Here is a 26,624-nt window from a genome sequence, read left to right as displayed (position 1 = left end):
CAATCCTTATTTTGCTACAAATGTTGCTTTAAACTCATCCAAGGCTGTTTTTAATAATCCTTCAACTTCATCGTCAATTTTTTGTTTACTTTTGATTTGTTCGAATATTTGAGGATATTTTGCTTCAACAAAAGAGTCAAGTTCTGCTTCAAAACGAGTCACATCTTCAGCTGGGATATCATCCAAAAAGCCTTTGGCACCAGCAAAAATGATAGCAACTTGTTTTTCAACCGGTAATGGAGAATATGGAGGTTGCTTAAGCACTTCGACCATTCTTTGTCCACGTTCTAACTGATTTCGACTTGATTCATCTAAATCACTTGCAAATTGTGCAAATGCTTGTAATTCTCGGTATTGTGCCAAGTCAAGTCTCAAGGTACCTGCTACTTGTTTTGTGGCTTTGATTTGTGCCGCACCACCAACACGAGAAACAGAAAGACCAACATTAATCGCAGGTCGAATTCCTGAGTTAAAGAGATCTGATTCCAAAAAGATTTGTCCATCAGTAATAGAAATAACATTGGTTGGAATGTAAGCAGAAACATCACCCGCTTGTGTTTCGATAATAGGCAATGCTGTCAAACTACCCGCACCCAGTGCATCACTCACTTTTGCAGCACGCTCTAGCAATCTTGAGTGCAAATAGAAAACATCACCAGGATATGCTTCACGACCTGGAGGTCGTCTCAAAATCAATGACATTTCACGATAAGCTACCGCATGTTTACTCAAATCATCATAGACAATTAAACCGTGTCGTGAACTGTCTCTAAAGTATTCACCCATAGTAACCCCTGCATATGGAGCTAGATATTGGAGTGTCGCAGAATCAGATGCTCCCGCTGCCACGATGATTGTATAATCCATGGCGCCATGCTCTTCGAGTTTTTTAACAATTTGTGCGATAGTAGATTGTTTTTGACCAATCGCTACATAGATACAGACAACATCTTGACCTTTTTGATTGATGATAGTATCGATTGCTACGGTTGTTTTACCAGTTTGTCTATCACCAATAATCAACTCTCTTTGACCTCTACCGATTGGAACCAACGCATCAATCGCTTTAATACCGGTTTGGAGTGGTTCATGAACGGATTTTCTTGCCATGATACCCAATGCTTTTTCTTCAACAAATCGTGTTTCTGTTGATTCAATCGGACCTTTACCATCTATTGGGTCACCCAAAGGATTTACCACACGACCAATCAAAGCTTCGCCGACTGGGACTCTGAGTAGTTTACCTAATCGTTTAACAGATGAGCCTTCTTTGACATCATTTCCGCTTCCTAGAATAACAATACCAACACTTGATTCTTCAAGGTTGAGTGCCATTCCTCTTTCACCGTCTTCAAATTCAACCATTTCACCGGCCATAACATTTTTCAAACCATATACATTGGCAACACCATCAGCTATGGATATAACTTTTCCGGTCTCTTCAATATCTATATTTAATTCAAAATTCTCGATACGCTCTTTAATGATTGAACTGATTTCGTCAGCTTTCATTTTTACTCCCACAAAGTACTCCTTAAATTCTTTATATTATTTATATTGCTTTTAAAATGTGCTCTGACATTTGTGCTTTTAAACGGTCTAGTGAAAAACTAATCTCTAGCCCCAAATCATCGATCTCTACCTTAACACCTGGATAGGCTTCATCGGATACACTCAACTGTATATCTGAATCAAATTTTTTGCTAAAACTTGTTTCAAGCATTTTAATCTTCTCAGCAGGAATATTAAAATCACTTGAGATAACCGCATGAAAGCGATTGTTCATCACTGCGATTTGATATTTTAATTCGTCGTTAATTTTTGGAATGAGACTTAAACGATCGTTTTGGTTGAGTAGCTTGATAAAGTTGATTAATTTTGTATCAGCAGTATCGGCTAAAGACAGAAGGAACGCTTCTTTTTGCTCTTTGGTAACATCGGGTGAGTATATAATATTGATAAATTTTTTATCATGATATACTAATGATAGAGCATCTAAAGCTTTTGAGATGGAACCCAACTCACTTGAGTCACAGCTTTTAGTCAGTGCATTGACATATTTTTTTGCAATTTCTCCACTCATCTATGCCACCTTTTTCATCACGATGTCTAGCATCTTATCTTTTTGCAATGACGCCATATCTTTTGAAAACATCTCGTCTAAGACTTCAGAAATCACTTCTCGCGTCATCTTCCGTTTCTCGATTTGCATTTGGTCTTCGAATCCTTTTTGAATGATCTCAATCTCAGCATCTAAATCTGCCAAAATTTTTGATTTTAAGATTTCAATCTCTTCTTGATTGGTTTCAAGTATATTTTTTGCTTGCACCTTCGCTTTGGCTACCAGTTCTTTTGCCTCTTCTTTTTCTTTGTTACTTTCTTTAAGCTTTTCTTGAATTGAATTTAATCGATCTGCAATTGAGGTTTTTCTTCCTACAAAAAAGCTACGAATTGGTTCTGAAATAAGATAGTATAAGATTCCCGCAAAGATGAAAAAGTTAATCGCTCTTGGAATGATATCATACTCATGAGCACCCTCGTGAGAAGTCGCTGCAAAGATAACAGTCGGTGCTATTAGTAAGATCATGTATAGTATTTTGTTCATTAGCATATCTCCTAAATTTGACTTAATTTTGATTTGATGCCCTCATCAAACGCAGGCATATTGGCAATCAGTGCACTTTTAAGTTCTGTTTTTTGGGCACGCAACTCATCCAAAAACTTTTCATACTCTTTCTCAATTGAAGCTTTACTTTCTTCAATTTTCTTTGAAGCCTCTTCTTTTACTGTACCGATAACGCCCTCTTTGATTTTGCTCGCTTCCATCTTAGCATCTAAAATAATTTTATTTGCTTCTTCTTGATACGCTAAAATATCACTACTATTTTTGCCCGTGTTTTCCAAATCTCTTTTTATGGATTTATCCCGATTCTCCATAAAATTCAATAGTGGTCTATACAGTGTCTTATTGAGTACGACCAATAAAATTAAAAAAATAACACCGGTCACTAATAAAAGCTGCGGTATAACATCCAAATGCATATTTTTACTCCTTCCCTTTGAGATAATATTTGATTAGAACATTCAAAATTTACGGATTTTACCATAAATATTTATATTATTTGATTAAACAGAAAATTTTACGATAATCTTTTGAAAAAACTCTCTATTTTTTCTTCATCATCAAGCGTAATAGTGATACTATTGTGACTTATTTTGCTTTTAAAGCCTAATTCAAATAATTTAACTTTAAGACTTTTTAAACTCTCTTGCTCGATTGGAATCGGCCGTTTCTTTTTGTCTGTCGGTTTTTCTTGTGTTTTAATCTTTTTGACTAGTAGTTCTGTATCTCTGACGCTAAGTTTTTGACCTAAAATAGTATTGACGACATCTTTTTCATCTTCGGGAGACAATCCTACGATGATTTTAGCATGTCCTTGTGATAATTTGCCACTTGAGAGTAATTCTTGTGTTTTTTTGGCAAGAGAGAGTAATCGAATCGTATTGGTAATTTGTGTTCTGCTTTTGTGGATAATTCCGGCTAAACCTTCTTGTGTTATATTGTACTCTTCGATTAATTCTTTGTAGGAAATCGCCAATTCGATTGGGTTTAAATCTTCTCTTTGAATATTTTCGATTAAGGCAAGTTCTCTAAGATGTTGTGATTTGATATCTGCAATAATGGCTTTGATTCTATCAATGCCTGCGAGTTTGGTAGCACGAAGTCTGCGCTCTCCTGCTAAGAGGATAAATCGGTCATCTTTCTTGACAACGATAATCGGCTGTAAAAGGCCGTGTTGTTTGATGGAATCACTAAGTTCTTGTAGTGCTTCTTCATTAAAATACGTTCTTGGTTGATAAGGGTTGGGAGAGATAAGATCAACGGGTATCTCTCGAACCAAATCATTAGAATCGTCTATAGAATCTTCTATGTCTTGACGATATGCCTCTTCTACATCATCTATAATCGCACTCAATCCGCGACCTAATGCCTTTTTTGCATTCATTTATCTCTTTCCTTCACTTCTCTTGTGAACAAAATCAACTCGCCAATATAGAATTGGCTAGATTTTGATACGCCTGCGAACCGGTAGATGTCACATCATACAAAATAATCGGCTTACCGAAACTTGGAGATTCAGCCAACTTAATATTCCGTGGAATCACGACGTATGATGATGATTTTTTGTCTAAAAACAACTTATTTTTAAAGTGTTGTTTCAAGTCAGCAAATACCTGCTTGGAGAGGTTATTTTGATTGCTGTACATCGTTGGCAAAAAGCCTTTGATTTCAAGATTTGGATTGATTGTTCTTTTTATCAATTTGACCGTATTTAAAAGTTGCGCCAACCCCTCTAGTGCAAAAAATTCACACTGTATTGGGATAATGACAGAATTTGAAGCACTGAGTGCATTAATCGTAATACTACCAAGAGCCGGTGGTGAATCTATGATGATATAATCATAGTCATTTTTGATTTCTGCAATTTTATTTTTAAGGATTAACTCTCTACCCTTTGTTTTTGCATCGTAAAACTCTTTTTCCACACCAACCAAACCGATATTTGAAGGTGCTAAATGCAATGTTGGGAGTGAAGTTTTTAAAATCACATCCGAAAGTTTTTTTCTATCAATTAAGACATGATAGATATTGTACTCATAATCACTTCTGTGAAATCCTAAACCGGTTGTGGCATTGGATTGTGGATCAATATCTATTAGAAGCACTTTTTTCTCTGCTACTGCTAGAGATGCTGCCAGATTGATCGCCGTTGTCGTTTTGCCCACGCCGCCTTTTTGATTTGCAATCGTTATTATTTCACTCATCTTAAACCATACACCCTTTTATTTTCTATCTCTATAGAACCATCTTGGCACAATTTTGCGTCTTTTAAAGACTTTATTTCATCACCCAAATGAAAAAAATATTCTTTATGATTCTCATATTCTATCTTATATTTGCTAAAAACTTTCTTCCATGTTATTTTTTTATCAAGGAACTCAAGAAATGCATTAGCAAATTCCCGTGGTGACACTAACACATCTAAGACCCCAAATTCAGGAGGTGCTTCGGTTACATTTATCCCCATAGAGCCAATAATAAAGTCTCCCGTTTTCATCGTGAGCACTCCCCCTATTTTTTTCTCCTGCACATAAATATCATTGGGCCACTTTATCCACACCTTCGACCCATAGCGGGTCAAAACCTCTTTAGCAAGCCAAGCAAAATAGATAGAAGTTGAGGCTAATGGCAAATCTTTTGGTAATTGTTTCTCTTTTACACAAAATGAGATGAAGATATTTCCAGACTTCCCAATCCATGCATTTCCTCTACTTCCAATGCCATCACTTTGAAAATCAGCACCAATCAAAACCGGCTCTGTTATATTTTTATTCTTGATTTCAGAAACCAAATATTTATGAGTCGAATCAATCGTATTAAACCAGGAAATCACCAATTGTTTGCCTTTTTCCTCTAATATATTCACTGGCTAAAATCTCTTTTTTTGAGGGTGCTTGAACTTTTTTGATTTTTAATGATCCTTTGTGACACAAAACGCTCACCGCTTCCTCAGAGATACTCTCAATCATCCCGGCTTTATCATGATGCATCTGTTTATCATCGCCTATGGCCAATGCTTTAATTTTGAGTCCAGATTCTAGAAAGATCCCCGGCCATGGAGTCAACGCTTTATATTTTGTATAAATCGTTTTGGCCTCATCAAAGAAATCTATCAAGCCATCATTTTTTTTGATTTTTTTACAATAACTCGCATCTGCATTCACTTGAGGTAGGGGCTGAATTGATGGGAAATTTTCAATCACGCGCAGTGTTAAATCAGCTGCTGCTGTCGCTAAGGCATCAAATAACTCACCAACATTTTTCTCACCCAATGCGACATATCGTAAGGCCAAAATATCACCGCTATCTAAGCCCTCTTCCATCAACATCGCAGTAACACCACTCCACTGGTCTTGATGTAATATAGAAGATTGAATAGGACTCGCACCTCTATATGAGGGTAAAATCGAAGCATGTAAATTAATACAAGGAGCAAGGTCTAAAATCTCTTTTGGGAGTATTTGTCCATACGCGGCCACGATAATCAAATCGGGATGAACAGAGGCAAGCGTCTCTTTAACTCCAGCTTCTCGCAAAGAGTGTGGTTGCAAGATTTTGGTTTCAATGTTCTTTTCAAGTAACCATTTTTTGATATGGGGAGGAGTCAAAACCTGTTTTCGGCCCACGGGTTTATCTTGCTGTGTGACCACCAAAGGGACACACACATCTGGAAGGGTTAGTATTTTGGATAAGATACATGTTGCATAATCAGGAGTCCCCATAAAAATAATACGCATATTACGCTTCCTCATTTGAAAATAATGTACCGCCTTGATGAACATGATCTAACATATAGCTCTTAACATCACTCAAATCAAAACCACTCGCGATGAACATTTTGCGATGACGTTTCAGAAGATAATCGGCGGCTTTGAGCTTTGTGACAATACCTCCTGTTGCAAATTGATAGGTTGCAGCGGTATTGACAGCCAATTCACTCTCCTCAATCTCCCGGACGACTTTTTTCATCACGGCATTAGGATTTTTATTGGGATCTGTATCATAATAGCCATCGATATCTGAGAGTAAAATAAGCATCTGTGCATCAAAATAGTGTGCTACTCTAGCGGAGAGTTGGTCATTGTCACCAAAAACCAACTCTTCTGTGGCCGTAGCATCGTTTTCATTGATGATAGGCAGAATATTATTTTTAATCAGTGTCTCTATGGTACATTTAGCATAATACGATCTTTTTCGTGAATCAAAATCACCCGCAGTGAGCAAAAGCTGTGCGCCTATTTTGCCAAATTTTTCTAATTGCTTGTTGTAAGTTGCAATCAACTGAGGTTGTCCGATTGCTGCGATGGCTTGTCGATTATTGAGATTGCTCTTGTCAATCTTCAAAAAGGAGTATCCTGCCGCTACTGCACCGGATGAGACAAGAATCACTTCATAATCTTTCATCAAATCGACAATAAACTCTATCAAATTTAAGATTCTTGGCTTGTACAATCGGTTGTGCTCGCTTAAAACATGGGTTCCCACTTTGACGACCACTCTATTCTTCATTTTTGACCTCATAAACAATATCTGCTAGTGCATATTTCAAAGGTTGTATATTGATTTTTGCCACCGACGATATCGGGATAATAAAATAAGGTAAAGCACTATCGCGATCATAAAGATCTTGGACAAAGCTTTGGCATACCGTATCGTCTTGGTTGATTTTTTTATCAATACCCACTAATTCCATCATTTCAGATAACTTTTCATTGACACTTGAAGCATCAAGCGTATCACACCGTGTGAGGGCAATAGCATATTCCCGCTTCATCAGTGATGAAGAAAAATTCTCCACCTCTTTTTTCAACGTCAGATATTGCTCTTCTAAGCTACGGTAGCTAGAGACATCACACATAAAAAGTAAAAATTTTGTACGCTCAATATGTTTGAGGAATTCCAATCCCAAACCTTTACCATCACTAGCTCCACCTATGATACCGGGGATATCAGCCATCACAAATGAGCGATAATCTCCGACATCGACGACACCAAGTTTTGGTGTTAGCGTTGTAAATTCATAATTTGCCACTTCAGGGCTGGCATTTGATACGGTTGAGATCAGTGTAGATTTTCCGACATTAGGAAAACCAACCAATCCCACATCGGCAATCAATTTCAACTCTAATTTGACCTCTTTGGTGATACCAGGAATGCCTGGTTGGGCATAGTTTGGTTTTTGATTGGTTGAACTTTTGAAGTGAACATTTCCCAATCCTCCTTTGCCCCCTTCTAAGAAGAGAACACGTTCATCATCATGAACCAAATCATACAACACCTCACCACTTTCTTGATCGATGATTTGTGTACCAGGAGGGACAATCACTTCCAAAGATTCACCCGATTTCCCATACATTTTTCGTCCCATTCCGGGTTGACCGTTTTGCGCCTTTAAATGCTGTTTTTTTCTAAAATGCGACAGCGTGTGTGTATTATTATCTACTTTAAAATAAACATCACCACCTTTGCCACCATCGCCACCATCAGGGCCGCCTTGTATGACATGCTTTTCTCTTCGAAAAGAGACACTTCCTGCACCACCATTGCCTGAGCTTAGTGTAATTTCTACATTATCTATAAACATTTAAAAGCCTTTTAATTATAACGAACTGTATTTTAGAATAAATTTGGACAAATAGTACTTAAGAACATCTTAAATATACAAAAAAGAGGAGGTGGACGATGTCCACCTATAAATTATGCGGGTAGAACAGAGACTTTATTTCTGATTTTATCTTTTCTTTCAAATTTTACATAACCGTCTATCAATGCAAAGATTGTGTGATCATTTCCCAATCCAACATTACTACCAGGATGTGTTTTTGTCCCTCTTTGTCGAATGATGATATTTCCAGCTCTAACAAATTCACCACCAAATTTCTTCACACCTAGTCTTCTTCCTGCTGAGTCTCTATTATTCTGAGTACTTCCCTGACCTTTCTTATGTGCCATTAGTTTTTCCTTTTATTGACTTTCTTCTTTTCAAGGAACCTGTCACTTGAAAATTCACCCTCGAAAGCTGTTGCTTTGCGAAGTATTGTTTTTTCGGATTAAGCTGTGATGCTTAAAACTTTCACTTTAGTATATTCTCGTCTAAAGCCTCTTTTGACTTTAGAATCTTTTCTTCTTCTTTTTTTGAAAGTAATAACTTTTTTATCTTTGCCGCTTGTTACGACTTCTAGCTCTACTTTAGCACCATCTACGAATGGTGTTCCGACCTTAAGTTCTCCTGCATTGACTGCAAGAACTTCGGTAACTTCGATTGTCTCTTTTGGCGAAGCGTCAAGCTTATCGAGATTGATATAATCTCCTTCTTGAACTTTATATTGCTTCCCTCCATTTTTGATTACTGCATACATTAGTATGTCCTTTATTGAGAGATTTATTAAAGAGTGGGATTTTATCAAATATTTCATTAAGTTAAGATTAAAGTTTTTTGCATATAGTGTTATCAAAAGTAACTTATACCTGCTATAATTGTACTTTGTATTTTATAATTATAGGCTGAATTATGGTAAAAAAGATTTTTAAAAAAAACAATTCAAACACAAAAATTGATGCGCTCATAGAAAAATATAACATTCCAAGAGCACACCTCTCAACCAATAGGAGAAATGTGGCCAATGCGCTTTTGATTGGAGTATTTTTTGGTATGATTCCCATGCCATTTCAAATGGTAGCGGTCATCGCGATGGTTCCGTTTTTTCGCTTTAATGCCCCCATTGCAATCGGTACCGTTTGGATTAGTAACCCCTTTACGATGCCCTTTATCTACTATATAGAGTATTTAACCGGAAGTTTTTTCTTGGGGACAAAAGTCGGTACGGTAGAGCTAAGTATACAGTGGTTTAGCGATAATCTAAAAGAGATTTTTGTGCCCCTTTATGTGGGAGCAATGTTTTATGCTATTGTCTTATCAATTTTAACTTACTTTTTTATCAATTATCTTTGGATTCGCTCCGTTCAGATGGAAAAAAAACAAAATGACAACAAGAGGTCTTGACATATCAGATTGATATGCCAAGACAAAGAATGCATTATTGCGCTTTACCTCGCATCGGACCGGGTCTGTTCATCATTCGTTTTTGTTGAAAGTTCTTAAACTCCACTTGATTTACGACACCATCTTTATTTTGATCCATATCGCTAAAAGTTGGTGCATTTCCAACATTACGCATCGGGTATCCCGCTTCGGCTCTTTGTTTCATATGCTGTTGTTGCGTCGTCTCAAATTCATTTTTCGTGATACTACCATCATGATTGGTATCAAAATCACTAAATGATTGCATATTAGGGCCCATTGCGGCAAAGACTACTCCACTGAAAAAAAGCATCATGATTGTAACTTTTTTCATGATTTCCTCCTTGTATATTGGGGTATATTATAACACTCATTTGTTAATATAATGCAACATCATGATTCTTTGTATTTTTGTACCGAATAGACTGATATCTCAGGATGGGAGGCTAAACAATCCGCCCCCAAACCCGCCTTTTGGCATAAATATGAAAAGAAGAGCTCAAATGTTGGCAATTGCTCCCAAACCTGAGGGAGAAATGTCGCATGATGCGTACCATATTGTAGTACTACGCCATCATGATTTTTTTTGATTTTTTTCTTCAAGTCATCTGCATCATGATACTCAAGATGTTGGGGTTGTGATAAGATGGAGACTTCAATCACAATATCTTCTAACTCTTCCTGGCACAATGGCTCAAATCGAGGATCTTTAAATGCGGCACTTCTTGCATTGTAGATAATATCTTCATACAAGGGTCGATACGCGACCAAGGAACCGATACACCCTCTTAATTCACCCTGATATGTGAGCGTCACAAAGGTAGCCCCTGTTTCTTTGAGCGCGGGATTGTCCGCTATCAAAGTTTCCAAACTGACATGTTGTGGGACCTCCAAAGATTCGCCAATCGCTGCTCTTGCCAATCGTAACACGGCCTCTTTCATCGCCATCCTTTCGTTTTTAAAATATTTTATCAAATTATCGCTATAATTCTAAGATGTCTAAAAAAGTTTTAATCCATAGTGCCTTTGAGTGCGAAGCGAGAGCGCTGATTGAGTATTTTAAGTTGCCTTGTATCCAAAAAAAACCTTATAAGATCTATGCCAATTCTGATATTATTATCGCAATCTTGGGGATGGGGAGAAAAAATACGCAACATTTGCATGAAATATTTCAGCATTATAAAATTCAAAAAGCAATCAATCTAGGTATTGCAGGCTGTAGTGACACCAAGGTTCCCATTGGATCACTTTTTTGTAGTAATCATGATTTGGGTTTTATCAAAAAAGCCTCTTTATCATCGCATCTGAGTGCTATTGATGACGCCACTAAAGTGCGCAGCATGCTTGTCGATATGGAATCAGATACTTTTTTAGAAATCACACAACAATATCTAAATTCCAATCAGATCTATATCCTTAAAGTAGTATCGGATTATTTAGACACCACAATACCAAAGAAAGAGTTTGTATGGAAAATTATAAAGAAAAATTTGAACGAGATAGTCAACGTTGTCACTTCACAAGATTAGATGATAAAACGCAAGATTTTTTAAGACACAAAGCCTACCATTATCGGTTTTCTTTTCAAGAGTTGAAACAATTGGTGGATATGAGTATTGATTTTGAAATGTGGCATGAAAAGAGTGTTTATGAAATTTGGGCCGATAAAGAGAACCGAAAACAAGCCTTTGCCCATATCAAACAGATTTGGGAAGCACTTAAAAACAAACCAAAAAGTTATGCAAATTTTGAAAAAGAAGCCCCTTATAATTTCTCCAGAAAAATCCATTTTGCAGAATTTGAGAAAGAAGAGCTTGGACTAGGGTCATGCCCTGTGGCCTCCCCAAAAACGCGATGTTGCAATCTCATGACCTTAGATGCGGTGGAGAGTTGTGGATTTGATTGTTCGTATTGTTCGATTCAATCTTTTTATAATGAAAATAAAATTGGTTTTGACAAAAATTTTGCACAAAAATTGAAAAATCTCAAACTCGACCCCAACAAAAACTATCACATTGGTACCGGACAGAGTTCTGATTCACTGCTTTGGGGAAATAAAGCCGGTATTATGGACGCGCTGTTTGACTTTGCAAGAGAAAATCCTAATGTCATTTTGGAATTCAAGAGTAAATCTGACAATATCAAATACCTCTTGGATCATGATGTTCCCAAAAATATCCTCTGTACGTGGTCTATCAATACGCCAACAATTATAAAAAACGAAGAACACCTCAGCGCGTCATTGGAAAATCGTATCAAAAGTGCACGTGCGCTTGCAGATAAAGGGGTATTGGTGGGATTTCATTTTCATCCGATTGTCGTCTATGAGAATTACCTCAATGAGTATCGTGAAACTATCGAAACCATCACGTCACAATTTTCCCATCAAGAAGTCGCTTTGGTCTCTTTTGGAACCTTGACCTTCATCAAACCCGTTATCAAAAAGCTGAGAAATCGAGATTTTAAAAGCAAAATTTTACAGATGCCTCTAGTTGATGCCAGCGGAAAATTTTCCTATCCCCTAGAGACAAAACTTGAAATGTTTCAAAATGCTTATCAAGCTTTTGCGCCATGGCACCAAAAAGTCTATTTTTATTTGTGCATGGAAGACCAAAGCTTATGGAAGCCGGTCTTTGGCTATGAATATGAGAGCAATGACGAGATGGAACACGATATGGTCACCTCTTATAATAATAAAGTAGCTAAGCTCGCGCGATAAAATCGAGTGCTTGATGTCTCAGTGAGGCTATGGATTTGCCCCAAGTCGATGATCGTTTGACTTCGTCATCATTCATATCAAAAAAAGTTGAGATTTTTGAAATCAACTCTTTTTCTATAAACTGAAACTCATCATCTGCATGCACTAAAATCATCAATTCAAGTAACAAAATCTTTTGACTTTTCTTGGAACGAAATGTTTTTAGTGTTTCTGCTAGATTAAAGGACTCCTCATCAAAATCGATATTATCGATTCCCATCTCCAAGCAGTACTCTTTGATAATCTCTTTTTCATTTTTTGCAAATATTCCATCTAATTTTGCTAAATAATTTGCGATTTTTAAAAATGCAAACTTTTCTATCGATTCTAATTCCATCAAAAACATTAAACCACCCTCGTTCAATTAATTTATATTTCAAGTATATTCAAAATAAGTAAATGTTTGTTTAACATTATTGTATAATTATTCATAAATTTGAATTAAATCGGAGAAAATGGATATGAAAACAGCGATTGTGACGGGTGCGAGTAGCGGCATCGGCAAAGCCATAAGCCATCAATTAAAAAATGAAGGTTACGATGTTTTGGGTCTCAGTCGCAGAGGACCGGAGATTTTTTGCGATATCACAGACACGAAAGCCTTAGAGCATCATATAACAAAAATCTTGAAAACGCATGAGATACACCTTCTTGTCAATTGTGCCGGATTAGGAATTTTTAGACCGCATGAAGAACTCTCGCTCCAAAAAATAGAGACGTTGATTGACACCAATTTAAAAGCTCCGATTCTCCTTGCAAATCTTTGCCTTAGAAGTCTCAAAAAAACACAAGGGCACATCATCAATGTCGCCTCTATTGAAGCAACCAAACACTCCAAATTCTCAGCCCTCTACTCTGCAACCAAAGCAGGGTTGAGAAGTTTTAGTCTCTGTCTGTTTGAAGAGTTGCGAAATGCCAAAGTTAGAGTCACCAATATCAACCCCGACCTTACGCAAACTCCCTTTTTTGACACATTAGCCTTTGAGCCCACGAAACAAAAAGAGACCGTGATTGATCCTGATGACTTAGCGACTCAAATCGTTGAAATCATTCACGCACCTTATGTAGTCACAGATATAACTATCCAACCTCAAAAATTTGCTATCATTAAAAAACCTCAACCTTCAAAAAAACATAAATAATACGCTTACATGATCTTCCATTTTACTCAGGATTCTCATATAGAAAATAAATAACTAGCTAGCCATAAAAGAAAATGATTATTTGAATATCCACATTTTTCATTAATTCCCTTACGCAATAATTTTTCCACACTACCTCCACATGAAAACATTATAATGACTTTTGAAGTTTACAAAAAGGAATAAAATGACAAAAATACTTACAATAAGTTTAGGTTTAAGTTTTATAATTATGAGCAATTTATATGCTAGTGGAGATCATCAAGGTGATCATATGCATGAGGGAAAGATGACAAATCACTCAAACTCCAATGGTATGACAAATGAGCAAATGAGAAAAATGAGTCACAATGAAAAGGAAATAAATCATGAGCACAACTAAAAATCAAATCTCACGGAGAGTTTTTGTCAAAGGTTTAGCTGTTGCCTCTGTTCTCGCCTCAACCCGTATCAACCTTAATGCAAAAGAGGTACAAAAAGAGTTTGAAAAAGGAGATATTTTATCTGGCAAAGTATTTAACTTAAGCATCGGATATAGTGCTGTTGATATCACAGGAACACCAACAATTGCTACAACAATCAATGGAAAACTTCACGCGCCAACACTTATATGGAAAGAAGGTGATGATATCACGATTAATGTGACAAATAATCTCAGAGAGGATTCTTCTATCCACTGGCATGGAATCATTATCCCTACCGATATGGATGGAGTTCCGGGTATAAGTTTTGAGGGTATCAAGCCAGGAGAAACTTTTACTTATAAATTCACGGTTAAACAAAGCGGAACTTACTGGTATCACAGTCATTCAGGCTTTCAAGAACAAACAGGAGTTCATGGTTCAATCATTATCGAGCCAAAGGTGAAAGATCCATATGACTATGATGTTGATTATGTTGTGGCACTTTCTGATTGGAGTGATGAAAACCCTAAAAGCATCTATAGAAAACTAAAAGTCGCAGGAAACTATTATAACATCAAACAAAGAACTATTGGAGATTTTATAGATGAAATAAAAAAAGATGGTTTCATAAATGCTTTTAACAAAAGAAAGATGTGGAATGAGATGGATATGGGAGATAGAGATCTTTCTGATGTGACAGGATATACTTATACTTATCTTATGAACGGTGATAACCCTGCAACAAATTGGAAAGCTCTATTTAAAAGAGGACAAAAAGTCCGTCTTCGATTTATCAACAGTTCTGCTATGACTTTTTTTGATGTAAGGATTCCTGGCTTAAAGATGAGAGTTGTTGCCGCCGATGGGAACAACATACACCCTGTTGATATAGAAGAGTTTAGAATCGGAGTAGCTGAAACTTACGATGTAATAGTGGAACCTTTGGAAAACAAAGCATACGCTATCTTTGCACAAAGTCTTGATAGAACAGGTTATGCCATTGGTTCTTTAACCTATGATGAGAATATAGCAGCATCTATTCCAAAAATGGATCCTTTGCCGATACTCAGTATGACGGATATGGGGATGGACATGAGCAAGATGAACATGGGTGGCATGAAGATGGACAATATGGCCGTGAAAAATGACAAAAAGCCTATGGATATGAACAAAAAAACTCCTATGGCTAACATGAAAATGGATAATATGCCTACAGAGAACAAGAAGAAGTCTATGAATATGGATATGAACAAAAAATCTTTTATGACCAACATGTCGTCTTCTTCAATGGATAAAACAATACCTATCACTCCGCTAGAACACGCAGATGGTCCACAAAGCACGATGAAAGCTGCGAACCCTCAATATCGACTTGATGATCCGGGTGTTGGACTCAGAAATAATGGAAGAGAGGTCTTAAGGTACTCCAATCTCAAATCTCTAAGATCTACGATGCATGATAAACAGCCCGATCGAGAGATTATATTGCATCTAACCGGTAATATGGAGCGCTACATGTGGTCTATAAACGGCATTGCATATCCAGATGCTAAGCCATTGAAATTTCACTATGGCGAGAGACTCAGGATCACATATATCAACGATACCATGATGAATCATCCTATGCACTTGCACGGTATGTGGCAAGATGTGGAAAGTGGAGCGAATCAGTTTGTTAGGAAACACACGGTTATCGTTCAACCTGGCTCAAAGATAAGCGTACAAGTCACTGTTGATGCTATGGGTTCTTGGGCGTATCATTGTCATCTATTGTACCACATGGCAGGAATGTTCAGAAAAGTGGTGGTAGCATAATGAAGGAAATAAACATGAAAAAAATATTAAGTGCAACATTGTTGTTATCAAGTATTACGATATCTAGTTTTGCAGCATCCGCGCAAAGCCCACTCTATGAAAAATTGACAATAGATTCGCTAGAAACACAAAACAATAAAGATAAATCTATCAGTTGGAGTGGAAATTTTTGGGTTGGGACTGAGTTGAATAAAGTATATCTATATAGTGAGGGTGAAAAACCAAAACATAGCTCCAGTAGTAGCGAAAATCAGCTTGTATTTAGCCATGCTATTTCTCCTTATTGGGATGCTCAACTAGGAGTCGAATATGATATAGACAAGGGAGCGCACCAAACATGGGGAGTCGTAGGTTTTCAAGGCATGTTGCCCTACTTCATCGAAACGCGTGCAACAATTTTGGCAGGCAGTGGCACATTAGGATTAAGGCTTGAAGCAGAATATAAAGCATTGATAACGCAAAAACTTTCACTCACTCCAAAAATCTCTACGGCACTCTATTCAAAAGATATACCAAGTATGGAGCTAGGAAAAGGCTTATCGAACATAACTGCAAGTTTAAAATTAAGTTATGAGATTACAAGAGAGTTTGCACCATATATTGGAGTTCAATGGACTAAAAACTATGGGAATACAAATATTTTCAACCCGACAGATGAGACATATTTTGTCGCAGGTGTTAAATTTTGGTTCTAAATGTATGATTTATAGAGGTGTAAAAACCTCTATAAAATTCAAGACTTGTTTAAAATAAAAGGAAAAATATGAAAAAAATAACAATTCTCATAATAATCACATTTTTAAGTATTAGTTTGCAGGCTAGAGATATTTTAAAAACATACAATTTTAAAGATTCAAATGAAAAAAATGTCGAACTTCAAACGATGAGTGGCGGTGTGTACTTTCCCGGATTAAAAGGTAAGGTTGTTCTTTTGGCATTTTTTGGAAAAGACTGTCCACCTTGTATCGCAGAAATACCAGGATTTGTAAAGATTCAAAAAGAGTATGGCAAAAACTTTCAAATCGTTTCGATGCATGTACAACAAAAAATGTCAAAAAGTGAACTTAACAACTTTATTACTCTTCATAAGATCAACTATATTGTGATCCCAACCTCAAAGAAAGTCTTTGGTTTTTCAAATTTCATCACTCAAAAAACAGGATGGGGAGGACAGATTCCTTACTCTATTTTATTTGACAAAGAAGGAAATGCTGTAAAAACTTATCTCGGAAGGCAATCTGAGACAACTTTGATAAAAGATATTAAATCACTTTTATAGTAACTGACCAAACGCTCCAAACATAATCTCCAGCAAAAAGAGAAAGTGTCAGATGCAAAGATGCAAGGCAGGTTTTTATTAGCATAGCCCTGTCTTTGGTAGTGAAAACCTAACACCCTCAGATGATACTTTATCTTTTTATCTTCGATGATATAATTTGCATCAAATTGCGTCGTTAGCAAGGTTTACTTAGAACTTAAACCATAAGCACTATTTGCGGCACTAAAAAGAATAAAAAGAGCACCAGCACTCGCAAAAATTTTATCTTTATTTCTTCTCCCCATTTACTACCGTTACTTTCGTAGGGGTAAATCCCGTGTCTAAAACAGCTTGTTTAATCGCTTTAACCGTTGGCAAAGCACTGTCGGTTTCAAGGCGTATTTTTTTGTTTTTCAAACTAACTGTAACTTTGGATACATGTTCCATATTTTTAAATTTTCTATCCAAACTATCTGCACAAAATGCACATGTCATCCCATACACATCAATTTCAACGGTTCTTGCAAAGGTTGAGGGCACCATAAATGCTCCAAATAGCAAACTAACTATCAATAACTTTTTCATAATCATTTCTTATAGATTTAGAAACTCTCGCAAAGGCAAAAGTAAATAACTAGCGAAAAAGCTAGTCAACCATATCGCGACACTCAAAAAGAAAACTCTTTTATTCCATTTTTTTGAAGTTTCACAATACTTTGCCAACTCAGGATCATTTGGGCAACTTTGATTTGGTCGCCATATAATCAATACTAAAAATAACAGCAGTACAGCAGATATGCTAAATGTCCACACTTTATGTTCTGCTAAAAAGTAGAGTCCCGGTACATTAAAATTTAAACTTGCGACCGTAGCTCCCAATCCTAGCGAGACCAAGAGTATAGGTAAAGCACAGCACAATAAAGTACTTCCTGTTATCAACAGTGTCAGCCATTTTAAATTATCTGTAACTTTTAATTTCATATTTTTTCCTTTACCCCGCACAGCAAGATAGTTGTTTTACATCTTTATTAAATGTTTGAGCACAAAGCTTCAAACCCTCAACCATGCTCAAATATGGGAAAAGTTCGCTTGCAAGTTCTTGTACACTCATCTTTGCTCTTAGTGCCAAAGCAGCGCTCTGTATGACATCACTTGCATTGTCACATAAGGCTTGAACTCCTAAAAGCAAACCGGTATCTTTTTGCGCTACCATCTTTATAAAGCCATTTGTATCAAAATTGGCAAGGGCTCTTGGCACATTTTCTAAGTCTAAAATTCTCGTATCCACTTCATAGCCTTTTTCTTTTGCTTGTTTTTCATCAAGCCCTACTGTTGCGACTTGAGGCTCAGTAAATACGACTGCTGGCACTATAGAGGTATCTAAAACTTCATTTTTGCCTAACATATTTGCAGCAGCCCTGGTTCCAGCAGCTGCTGCTACATATACAAAAGCCGGGTTGCTAGTACAATCTCCTCCTGCATATATATGCTCTACGCTCGTTTGTAAGTGAGCATTGACGATTATCGTGCCATTTGTATTTGTTTTAACGCCGATATTTTCAAGTCCAAGCTTTGCAGTATTAGCCTTCCTGCCTGTTGCTATGAGTAGCGCGTCACTTAGAATTTGTTTATCATTGATGTTGAAATGAAAATGGTGATTTTCATAAGAGACGCTTTGAAAATTTGCATTTTTTATGATTTGCATCCCTTCTTCTTTTAAAATCTTTTCAAGTTCTTCTCCTATCAAATCATCTTCGCGAGAGAGAAGTCTGCTTCTTGCAATCAAAGTAACACTTGAGCCCAATCTTTGATAGGCTTGAGCCAACTCGAGCGCCACGGAAGAGCTTCCATATACTACGAGTCTTTGTGGTATCTTTCGTGCAACTAAAGCTTCCGTTGATGTCCAAAAAGGCGTCTTGTCTAAACCTTCAATATCCGGTATAAAAGGCGAAGCACCTGTTGCAATCAAAGCTTTATCAAATGTTATCTCCTGTGTTCCACCGCCAGTTAATTTTACTTGCAGAGTATGCGCATCCTTAAAAGTTGCAAATCCATGCACGAGATTTATAGAAGGGTTGATTTCAAGTATATTTTCATATTTGGCATGACGAAGATCATCGACTCTTTGTTGTTGTTGCTCCAAAAGCATTTCACGATCTATCTCAAGATTACAAGGTGAGATGCCATCATCAAAAGGAGAGTTTCGTCTTAAATGTGCGATATGGGCTGAGCGAATCATGATTTTTGAAGGAACACAGCCGATATTAACACAAGTGCCACCGGTGACTCCACGCTCTATCATCGTTACCTTTGCTCCACCTTCGCTGGCTTTAATCGCTGCTGCAAAAGCTGCCGCTCCACTGCCTATGATGGCAATATGCACCTCTTTATCACTCTCTTGGTTTTCTATCACAGATGCCCCATATCCAACTTTTTTAACCGCATCCAAAATATCTTTGTCTGCGATATCTTTATTGGTAATTATAGATGCTCTATTGTTTGTAAAAGAGACCGTTGCTTTTTGAATGCCATCCACTTTGTTTAATGCCTTTTCAACAGTGATGGCACAATGTTTGCAAGTCATACCTGTTATATTTAATTTTTTCATTTTATTATCCTCATGTAATTTTAGCTCATCTTCAAAATCACTTAATTGCTTATTGTTTTTATTATCAAACTTATTCGTAACACTGGGCTTATATGTTATTCTCAATTATCTCTTTTAATTGTTCTTTTTTATCTGATGGAATAGAATAAAATATAGTCAATCCCTCTCGTCTGTTTTCTAACAATCCCGCATCTTTTAATTTTCGCAGATGCTGAGATATTGGCGACTGTTTCATCTCTAATACATCACTTAGATCACAAACGCACATCCTATCAAACTTCAAAAATAGATACAATATCTTTAACCTTACGGCACTACCTAAAAGAGAAAAAGTATTTGCATCTTTTTCCAATCTTTCCCCCATATGACACAACGCTTCTTTTGCGTTGTTTATCAACTCTATATCTACATTTTGCCTGAGGCATTGTGTTGTATTTGTCATTACTTTCACCATTAATTAGTATATTAGTATGTTCTAATGTAATTATATATTGAGATATTAAATAATTTATTAATAAATTACATTTTCTAAAAATCCTCCGGATATTAGTAATAAATTAGCAAACCCACTGGATTGTTAAGGCTATAGTGAATGTGATAAAATTGTCCACAAATAGGGAGAGGCTACTTTTACAATAAAATTCCTAATTCTTGCCTCTACGAGCAAATAATTGAAAGATAAGGATACCTCTAATATTAAACTCGACAAATCTTCTCAAAAGGGAAGAAAAAGAGTGTTGCAAATTAATCACTAACCTTACGCACTTTTTTCTCGAAAAGTCCTACAAATCGCGGCTTTATGGGGTTGTAGGGACTTTAGACCCTGCCGCTTTTATGGGCTTTAGCCGTTATAGTGTGCAAGGTCACTTAATCAATTAATAGCCTTAAATTATGATGTTTATGGGTTTAATGTTTTATGCGTTTCGATACTTTTTCTATTATATAGCAAAATCATAATCATGATAGAAGTAATATATGTCAATATTTCAAGTAAAGAGGGATTTGCGTTATAACCGAATAAAGACTTCATAAAAATGCCCATTATGCCGTTCTCGTTTAGTATATTGTTGGTGTTCCATATATGTTCGATTAAGGTCGGGATAATGCCTGCTTCTTGAAATTCATGAACTCCTTGCGCAAATAGGCCTGCTGCAAACACAACTAAGAGGGTGCTGCTGATATTAAATAAATACTTTAAATTCATAACTTTTAAACCAGAATAAACGCCATATCCTACTAAAATCCCGGCTAAAATACCTAGTATGGATGATATTTGAGAGATTCCATTTTGACTTGATGCGACGGAGCTTAAAAAGAGTGTCGTCTCAATGCCCTCTCGCAATATTAGAATAAAAACTAAAAAAACTAATCCCATTCCTCTGTCGGAGTTCATCGCATCGGCGACTTGTTTTTTGATCTGATGTGAAGTATCTTTTTTGTCAGACATCCAAACAATCAGATATACGATCAAAATAGCGCCTACGCTCATCGTGATACCTTCAAAGATTTGCTCACTAATCCCTGTAAACCCGCCTAAGAGCATCTCAAAGCCAATGGCACCGAGGATGCTCCCAAAAACTCCCAAAAACAGTCCAAAATTGACAAACTTATTGTATTCACTTTTATCTATTTTTTTTAGATAACTATATACAATACCTACGATCAGTGCCGCCTCTAATGATTCTCTAAATGTTATGATAAACTCTTCCATTTTTGTTAACCTTTATAATGATAATCAGTATCATAATACAAATACTCTTAAAGTATGCTTCGTTGCCTCGCGCAGATAAGAAACAAGCTAGAATTTCATCATATTATGTTGCATCATGTGGCGGTTCATCATATTATCTCTCATCCCTTTTAGTGACTTTAGCCAAGCTACAAGAGTATTTATTTCTTTATTTGTCAAGTTTTTATAAGCAGGCATTTTAGTGTTTGAAAACATTGGATATTTACCTTGGCTGCCATATTTTATGCTATTTTTGATATCGTTTTCATTTAATCCAAACCAACCCTCATTCATCCCGATTATCATAGAAAATGGTGGTGCATATTTCATACCATTTATGCTATGACACTTCATACATCCATTTTTAGCTAGAATCTCTTGCGCGCTTTCGGCAAAAAGAGAAGAGTTTATCAGCCCGATTAGTACGAGTGCTAAAGTTGCTCTTCTCATCACATTATCCTTTTAAAATTTTACTTTATTGTACATTTTTTATCCTTATTTCATGTTTGCTTCAAGTTGATTTTTTTGTTCTTTAGTTAGTATCTTAAAAGATTTTTCCATATTGTCTGCCATGATATTTAACATCCTTTCAAATTGTTTTTTCATCTGTTTTTTGAAAGCGTTTTTATCAAAATTATCCCCTTTTAAAAAGGCTCCCATTTGTCTCATTGGTTGTCCATTGTGTATTTGTTTTTTCATCTTCAAACGCATTTCATCTCTGAGAATAGAAAGTTGGTACTGTTGTTCATTAGTAAGGTTTAATTGTGAGAACATCTGCATGCCACCACCCATCATACCCATTCTACTTTGACCACCCATCATACCCATTCTACTTTGACCACCCATCATAGCGCCACCCATTATGCCATTACCGCTACAGCCATAATCACCATCATATTGTCTATTTATCATACCTTGTTGACCACCCATCATACCCATACCTTGACCTCTTTGCATGTTTTGCTGATATTGTCCGTTCATCATACCTTGTTGATTATTATCACCATGAGCAAAAGCTCCTACTGCTAATGCTCCACTTAATACTACTGCTAGTAAAGTTGTCTTTTTCATTTGATTTTCCTTATAGATTATTTTTATATTTTCTCGCTCTTTCGAGCACCTTTTTTTTATAATGAAATTATAAGATAAGAGTGTTAGTTAAGTATTAGATTTTCTAGATCCAGCTTAAAAGTTGTTCCGATGCCAACCTCGGAGTCCACATGTAAAGGTATATGCATCTTTTTTGAGAGTTTTTTGACTAAATGAAGACCAATGCCTAGACCTCTGGAGGTTTCTTTGTAAAATCTATTGAAGATTTTTTTAGGGTTTTTTATGCCACTTCCTGTGTCTTGTATCTCCAAAATCATATTTTCTTTGAGGCTCACTGTAACACTTCCATTTTTTTTATTGTATTTGCAAGCGTTTGATAAGATGTTGTCGATGATTCTTATAAAACCATCTTTGTAACAGTGCAATGTTTTATCTTTTATGTCAGAGTGAAAGTGGATATGAGGAAACGCTCCTTGCATATAAAGGATTCGTTGCATCGCTACTTCTTTAAGACTAAAATCTTGACTCTGTTTTATATCATTTTCAAGATATTCTTTGAGATTGTTTTGTAGATTGAGTATCGTCTCAATACCACCTTCGATGCGTTGTATATTTTTATTGTTTTGTTTGTTTTTGAGTATGCTCGCATTTAATCTTATGGTGGCAATCGGAGTATTAAAATCATGCAAAATATCTTTTATAAATTCATCTGTTAATTTGAGATATTTTTTAAACGGATAGAGTGTGTACAAAGAAAAAAGAATTGAAAGAAAGGCGATGATAACAAGGCTCTGCAAAAATATTTTAAGATTTCTATGAAAAATGATTTTATCATCATTATCAAGATTTTTTAATGGATAAGATATCTTTACAAGAGAGTTATTTGAATCTCTGTTTTTAAAAAATACAAATATGTCTTTACTATCAGAATAGAAAGTATCAAGAGCGATGCCACCCTCTTTTTGAACGATCTGTTTGGTAAAACCTAATGTCTTTCCGCCTAGATTTGTAAGCTGCATCTGTGAAAATATAGTAGTTTTTAATTCTTGAAGTTTTGTTTGATATGCTTGATAATACATAAATCCTATGACACTAGAGATAGATATGAAAAACAAAAGAAAGCTTTTGATAAAAGATTCAATCTCAACTCTTCTCAAGGATATACCCACTTGCTCTTATGTTTTTAATATCAAATCCGGTAGAATTCTTGAGTCTATTTATGTGAAAACGCAAAGCACTTTCGCTAGGTTTTTCCAAACACTCATATAGCTCATCTTTGGTGATGATGCGGTTCGTATTGTTGATAAAGAGTTTGAAGAGTTTGAGTTGTATGCCACCAAGGTAGATACTTTTTCCATTTTTTTCCATTTTTTCATCTTTTGTGAAGAATGTTATATTACCGAAGATGATAGTTTTATCTTCTTTAGCAAGTTTGAGATTGACCTTAGCCAACAGCTCTTCAGGATAAAATGGCTTTTTAATGAAATCATCACCTCCCACTTCAAAACCCTTTAAAACTGTTTTTAAATCAGTCATCGCACTGATAAATATAGCAGGAGTTTTATCGTCTGCCTCTCTTAGGGCTTTGAGTATATCAAGCCCATCAATATCAGGCACATTGATGTCAAAAATATATAAATCATATTTGTTGTCATAACTAGAGTCTATGGCTTCATTGCCCGTTATGACATAATCGACTTTGTAATTGTTCTCTTCTAATAAATCCTGTATGGTTTCGCCTAAAGCGATGTCATCTTCAAGTAATAAAATTTTCATACACGTAGAATACTATTTTTAAAACAAAAAACTAATAAAACTAAAGTTACTTTCATTGATAAGCAAGCACCTTATCTAATTGTTTTGCAAAAAATGTGGCATCTTTGAGACCTACAACTCGAAATGTTCTTAATTCCTTCTTTTGTTTAAAAAATATAATTACTGGTGGGCCAAAAACATGAAACCTTCTTAATAGGACTTTGTCTTTAGCATCATTTTTAGTAACATCAATTCGAATCAAGCGAAACTTTGCCAATCTTTTTTCCACAGAAGGGTTTTTAAGTGTATATTCATCAAACTCTTTACAACTCACACACCATTGGGCCCAAAAATCAACCATAACCGGCTTTTTTGAGTTTTTAATCTCTTTGTTGAGCTCATTTAGTGTTTTGACTATCTTAAATTCGGATTTTTTCTCGACTGTCTGTTGCTTTGTTTGGCTAGTAATTTTTGTGACATTGCTGTTATTTGATGCCAACGGATTTAAAGGATTTGTGGCTCCTTGCATGGCACCGATAAAAAGCATAACGGAGTAAATAAAAAAGATAACAGCGATGCCCTTCAAAAGTTTTTTCCAGCCTGTTACATTTTTTCCTAAAGGCTCCAGCGCTCCCATATAAATCGAAGAAATAAGTATCAATACCATCCACAACAACATTGAAGCGAATGGAGATATGATAAGAGACATTTCCCAAGCGGCAACACTGAGCATCAAAACGCCAAATATTGCTTTTATATTATCCATCCATTTGCCCGGTTTTGGCAAATATTTCCCAGCTCCCGCACCGATCATCAGAAGTGGGACTCCCATACCCAAACTCATAACAAAAAGAGCAGATCCACCGAGCAAGGCATTTCCACTTTGTCCTATATAGATCAATGCTCCGGTTAACGGTGCTGAAACACAAGGCCCAACAATAATAGCAGATAAAAATCCCATAATAGCAACACCAACAAATCCACCTTTTGAGCTTTGAGAGCTTTTTGATAATTTTGACTGGATAAAGCTTGGCATCTGCAACTCATAAAGACCAAACATTGAAAGAGACAAGAGCACGAAGATCAGACTAAAAGTAGAAATTACCCATGGATTTTGAACTGCTGTTTGGATGTTTGCTCCAAATAATCCTGCAATAATACCAGCAACAGCATAAGTCAAAGACATAGCTAGAACATAAACCAAAGAGAGTAAAAAAGCTCTTTTAGTATTGATACCTTTATTTGATTGAGCCACTATGATTGAAGAAAGTATTGGTATCATAGGAAGAACACAAGGCGTTAATGCAAGTAAAAGACCAAACCCAAAAAACATAAGTAGTACCATGAAAATACTGTTACTTTTTATAGTATTAGAAATTTTATCTTCTTCAGATAATGATAAAGTTGAATGGTTTTGAACTTTTGTCGTCTTGTTTAATGACTTTTTTGACACGAGAGGTGCTGCAATATTGTTTTGAGCATTAGTTGTGTTATTAAATACTTTGGAAGAAGCAAATGGCAAAACAATATCCTTCTTATCGCTGGATGCAGTATTCAACACTTTTGCAGATGTAAATATAAAATCTTTACTCATTGGTTGATAACAAAGACCCATTTCTGAACACCCTTGATATGAAAGTTTTATCTTAAATTTACCGCTATTGATATATTTTTTTATAACGCGATTTGGAATGAGAATTTTGATATCTTTTCTATGAACTATAAATCCATGAAAAGAGACAGGCTTTGGACGTTCTGTCTCTTTGTCCAATAAAGCTTTTTTGGGTGAGATCAACTCTACATGCAGTTTGTTATCATAAACATACATCTTCTCGCCAAGTTTAATTTTTAATATAATGCCTTTACCAGTCTTTGATGAACTCACCTGAAAAGCCTCATCAGGACTCAGTACTTTTTGCTGCGTAAATGCAGCAAAAAGCGAAATATTGAAAAAAATTGTTATCAGAAATATTTTTATTAAATTTTTCATATCAAAATGGGACATTCTCATACACTATACCTTTCTCAATAACTTTTGTTACAGTCCACTACGGCCATACCAGTCTTTATAAATTTTATCATTCCAAAATGATTGAAAATAACTGATGATATCTTTTTTTTCTTCATCAGTAAAAACACCTTTGAAAGCAGGCATTGTACCTCCATATTGAACTCCGCCATTATCAATCTGATTGATAAATTGTGCAAAAGTATGATGCCAGGCATGTGCACTACCATTTAAAGGTGGTGGTGGATAATGTCCATTTGGAAGTTTTTGCCTCCAATTGATAGTTTTTTGAGCTTTTAAACCATGGCAAACGGCACAATTTGCCGCAAACAATTTCTCACCTTTTGCTACTTGAGTTTTCGTATACCACCTCTCATTGCTACCCTTTGCGTTCTCAAAGTAATACCCCATAGCAAACAAAATTACCACAGTACCTAAAATTAACCACTTCAT

Annotated in this window: 34 protein-coding genes; 8 read left to right on the top strand and 26 right to left on the bottom strand. The window is 36.0% G+C overall.

Features of this window, described 5'->3' with window-relative positions; translation table 11 throughout:
- Positions 1-6 precede the first annotated feature (6 nt).
- The 12 genes from atpA to rplU all read right to left on the bottom strand — a co-directional run bounded on the left by atpA (position 7) and on the right by rplU (position 8,982).
- Entirely contained in the window at positions 7-1,524 is a 1,518-nt protein-coding gene (atpA, locus tag SFB89_RS03550) for a F0F1 ATP synthase subunit alpha (protein WP_331775568.1), read from the bottom strand.
- Between the two features lie 28 nt (positions 1,525-1,552).
- Positions 1,553-2,083 (bottom strand): F0F1 ATP synthase subunit delta, encoded by a 531-nt coding sequence (locus tag SFB89_RS03545; RefSeq protein ID WP_331775567.1) that lies wholly within the window; start codon positions 2,081-2,083, stop codon positions 1,553-1,555.
- Complete coding sequence (locus SFB89_RS03540; RefSeq protein WP_331775566.1) at positions 2,084-2,605, bottom strand: F0F1 ATP synthase subunit B; 522 nt, start codon at positions 2,603-2,605, stop codon at positions 2,084-2,086.
- 11 nt (positions 2,606-2,616) lie between these two features.
- Positions 2,617-3,042 carry a F0F1 ATP synthase subunit B family protein gene (locus SFB89_RS03535; protein WP_331775565.1) on the bottom strand — a complete coding sequence of 142 codons (426 nt, stop codon included), beginning with the start codon at positions 3,040-3,042 and terminating at the stop codon, positions 2,617-2,619.
- A gap of 98 nt (positions 3,043-3,140) precedes the next feature.
- Positions 3,141-4,007 (bottom strand): ParB/RepB/Spo0J family partition protein, encoded by an 867-nt coding sequence (locus tag SFB89_RS03530; protein WP_331775564.1) that lies wholly within the window; start codon positions 4,005-4,007, stop codon positions 3,141-3,143.
- A 34-nt stretch (positions 4,008-4,041) separates the two neighbouring features.
- Entirely contained in the window at positions 4,042-4,827 is a 786-nt protein-coding gene (locus SFB89_RS03525; protein WP_331775563.1) for a ParA family protein, read from the bottom strand.
- Positions 4,824-5,489, bottom strand: coding sequence for a biotin--[acetyl-CoA-carboxylase] ligase (locus SFB89_RS03520; RefSeq protein WP_331775562.1), 666 nt, complete (start codon positions 5,487-5,489; stop codon positions 4,824-4,826). The genes SFB89_RS03525 and SFB89_RS03520 overlap by 4 nt, the downstream gene beginning before the upstream one ends.
- A complete protein-coding gene (fmt, locus tag SFB89_RS03515; RefSeq protein WP_331775561.1) occupies positions 5,440-6,360 on the bottom strand; it encodes a methionyl-tRNA formyltransferase in 921 nt (306 codons plus the stop codon). Before fmt ends, SFB89_RS03520 begins: the two co-directional genes overlap by 50 nt.
- A gap of 1 nt (position 6,361) precedes the next feature.
- Entirely contained in the window at positions 6,362-7,132 is a 771-nt protein-coding gene (gene proB / locus SFB89_RS03510; protein WP_331775560.1) for a glutamate 5-kinase, read from the bottom strand.
- On the bottom strand, positions 7,122-8,207 hold the full coding sequence (gene obgE, locus SFB89_RS03505) for a GTPase ObgE (protein ID WP_331775559.1): 1,086 nt from the start codon (positions 8,205-8,207) through the stop codon (positions 7,122-7,124). The genes proB and obgE overlap by 11 nt, the downstream gene beginning before the upstream one ends.
- 113 nt (positions 8,208-8,320) lie before the next feature.
- Complete coding sequence (rpmA, locus tag SFB89_RS03500; RefSeq protein ID WP_331775558.1) at positions 8,321-8,575, bottom strand: 50S ribosomal protein L27; 255 nt, start codon at positions 8,573-8,575, stop codon at positions 8,321-8,323.
- Positions 8,576-8,673: 98 nt separating this feature from the next.
- The gene (gene rplU / locus SFB89_RS03495; protein ID WP_331775557.1) at positions 8,674-8,982 is read right to left on the bottom strand and encodes a 50S ribosomal protein L21; all 309 of its coding nucleotides are present in this window, start codon (positions 8,980-8,982) and stop codon (positions 8,674-8,676) included.
- 152 nt (positions 8,983-9,134) lie between these two features.
- On the opposite strand from rplU, the gene SFB89_RS03490 reads away from it, so the two are divergent.
- Positions 9,135-9,626, top strand: a complete 492-nt coding sequence (locus SFB89_RS03490; RefSeq protein ID WP_331775556.1) for a DUF2062 domain-containing protein — start codon at positions 9,135-9,137, stop codon at positions 9,624-9,626.
- A gap of 34 nt (positions 9,627-9,660) precedes the next feature.
- On the opposite strand, the gene SFB89_RS03485 is transcribed toward SFB89_RS03490, so the two are convergent.
- Positions 9,661-9,978, bottom strand: coding sequence for an EF-hand domain-containing protein (locus SFB89_RS03485; RefSeq protein ID WP_331775555.1), 318 nt, complete (start codon positions 9,976-9,978; stop codon positions 9,661-9,663).
- A gap of 59 nt (positions 9,979-10,037) precedes the next feature.
- Entirely contained in the window at positions 10,038-10,586 is a 549-nt protein-coding gene (amrA, locus tag SFB89_RS03480; protein ID WP_331775554.1) for an AmmeMemoRadiSam system protein A, read from the bottom strand.
- 53 nt (positions 10,587-10,639) lie between these two features.
- Between amrA and SFB89_RS03475 the strand changes: the two genes are divergently transcribed.
- Together SFB89_RS03475 and SFB89_RS03470 are read left to right on the top strand one after the other, a co-directional pair.
- A complete protein-coding gene (locus SFB89_RS03475; RefSeq protein ID WP_331775553.1) occupies positions 10,640-11,173 on the top strand; it encodes a nucleoside phosphorylase in 534 nt (177 codons plus the stop codon).
- Positions 11,113-12,363, top strand: coding sequence for an SPL family radical SAM protein (locus SFB89_RS03470; protein WP_331775552.1), 1,251 nt, complete (start codon positions 11,113-11,115; stop codon positions 12,361-12,363). Before SFB89_RS03475 ends, SFB89_RS03470 begins: the two co-directional genes overlap by 61 nt.
- Here the strand turns inward: SFB89_RS03470 and SFB89_RS03465 are convergent.
- A complete protein-coding gene (locus SFB89_RS03465) occupies positions 12,347-12,748 on the bottom strand; it encodes a TerB family tellurite resistance protein (protein ID WP_331775551.1) in 402 nt (133 codons plus the stop codon). The genes SFB89_RS03470 and SFB89_RS03465 overlap by 17 nt on opposite strands.
- Positions 12,749-12,863: 115 nt before the next feature.
- On the opposite strand from SFB89_RS03465, the gene SFB89_RS03460 reads away from it, so the two are divergent.
- The 5 genes from SFB89_RS03460 (at position 12,864) to SFB89_RS03440 (ending at position 17,042) form a co-directional block, all read left to right on the top strand.
- Complete coding sequence (locus tag SFB89_RS03460; protein ID WP_331775550.1) at positions 12,864-13,544, top strand: SDR family NAD(P)-dependent oxidoreductase; 681 nt, start codon at positions 12,864-12,866, stop codon at positions 13,542-13,544.
- A gap of 187 nt (positions 13,545-13,731) precedes the next feature.
- Complete coding sequence (locus tag SFB89_RS03455; protein WP_331775549.1) at positions 13,732-13,926, top strand: hypothetical protein; 195 nt, start codon at positions 13,732-13,734, stop codon at positions 13,924-13,926.
- Complete coding sequence (locus tag SFB89_RS03450; RefSeq protein WP_331775548.1) at positions 13,913-15,763, top strand: copper resistance system multicopper oxidase; 1,851 nt, start codon at positions 13,913-13,915, stop codon at positions 15,761-15,763. The genes SFB89_RS03455 and SFB89_RS03450 overlap by 14 nt, the downstream gene beginning before the upstream one ends.
- A 14-nt stretch (positions 15,764-15,777) precedes the next feature.
- Positions 15,778-16,458, top strand: coding sequence for a copper resistance protein B (locus SFB89_RS03445; protein ID WP_331775547.1), 681 nt, complete (start codon positions 15,778-15,780; stop codon positions 16,456-16,458).
- A gap of 68 nt (positions 16,459-16,526) precedes the next feature.
- Entirely contained in the window at positions 16,527-17,042 is a 516-nt protein-coding gene (locus tag SFB89_RS03440; protein WP_331775546.1) for a TlpA family protein disulfide reductase, read from the top strand.
- Between the two features lie 267 nt (positions 17,043-17,309).
- Here SFB89_RS03440 and SFB89_RS03435 read toward each other — a convergent pair whose 3' ends face one another.
- From SFB89_RS03435 to SFB89_RS03385, 11 genes are all read right to left on the bottom strand, one after another.
- Positions 17,310-17,606, bottom strand: coding sequence for a heavy-metal-associated domain-containing protein (locus SFB89_RS03435; RefSeq protein WP_331775545.1), 297 nt, complete (start codon positions 17,604-17,606; stop codon positions 17,310-17,312).
- Positions 17,607-17,615: 9 nt separating this feature from the next.
- Entirely contained in the window at positions 17,616-18,002 is a 387-nt protein-coding gene (locus tag SFB89_RS03430; protein ID WP_331775544.1) for a hypothetical protein, read from the bottom strand.
- 10 nt (positions 18,003-18,012) lie between these two features.
- Positions 18,013-19,629, bottom strand: coding sequence for a mercury(II) reductase (merA, locus tag SFB89_RS03425; protein ID WP_331775543.1), 1,617 nt, complete (start codon positions 19,627-19,629; stop codon positions 18,013-18,015).
- An 88-nt stretch (positions 19,630-19,717) separates the two neighbouring features.
- A complete protein-coding gene (locus SFB89_RS03420) occupies positions 19,718-20,071 on the bottom strand; it encodes an ArsR/SmtB family transcription factor (protein WP_331775542.1) in 354 nt (117 codons plus the stop codon).
- A 456-nt stretch (positions 20,072-20,527) separates the two neighbouring features.
- Complete coding sequence (locus tag SFB89_RS03415; RefSeq protein WP_331775541.1) at positions 20,528-21,340, bottom strand: FTR1 family iron permease; 813 nt, start codon at positions 21,338-21,340, stop codon at positions 20,528-20,530.
- Positions 21,341-21,427: 87 nt separating this feature from the next.
- Positions 21,428-21,808, bottom strand: coding sequence for a c-type cytochrome (locus tag SFB89_RS03410; protein ID WP_331775540.1), 381 nt, complete (start codon positions 21,806-21,808; stop codon positions 21,428-21,430).
- 45 nt (positions 21,809-21,853) lie between these two features.
- Positions 21,854-22,429 (bottom strand): Spy/CpxP family protein refolding chaperone, encoded by a 576-nt coding sequence (locus SFB89_RS03405; protein WP_331775539.1) that lies wholly within the window; start codon positions 22,427-22,429, stop codon positions 21,854-21,856.
- Positions 22,430-22,512: 83 nt separating this feature from the next.
- Entirely contained in the window at positions 22,513-23,565 is a 1,053-nt protein-coding gene (locus SFB89_RS03400; RefSeq protein WP_331775538.1) for a sensor histidine kinase, read from the bottom strand.
- On the bottom strand, positions 23,552-24,184 hold the full coding sequence (locus tag SFB89_RS03395) for a response regulator transcription factor (protein WP_331775537.1): 633 nt from the start codon (positions 24,182-24,184) through the stop codon (positions 23,552-23,554). Before SFB89_RS03395 ends, SFB89_RS03400 begins: the two co-directional genes overlap by 14 nt.
- Before the next feature lie 52 nt (positions 24,185-24,236).
- Complete coding sequence (gene dsbD / locus SFB89_RS03390; RefSeq protein WP_331775536.1) at positions 24,237-26,174, bottom strand: protein-disulfide reductase DsbD; 1,938 nt, start codon at positions 26,172-26,174, stop codon at positions 24,237-24,239.
- A 27-nt stretch (positions 26,175-26,201) separates the two neighbouring features.
- The gene (locus SFB89_RS03385; RefSeq protein ID WP_331775535.1) at positions 26,202-26,624 is read right to left on the bottom strand and encodes a c-type cytochrome; all 423 of its coding nucleotides are present in this window, start codon (positions 26,622-26,624) and stop codon (positions 26,202-26,204) included.

Source organism: Sulfurospirillum sp. 1612, assembly GCF_036556685.1.
Classification (GTDB): Bacteria; Campylobacterota; Campylobacteria; order Campylobacterales; family Sulfurospirillaceae; genus JAADIZ01.
The sequence above is the reverse complement of the archived record's forward strand: the minus strand, read 5'-3'. Positions and strand labels throughout refer to the sequence as shown.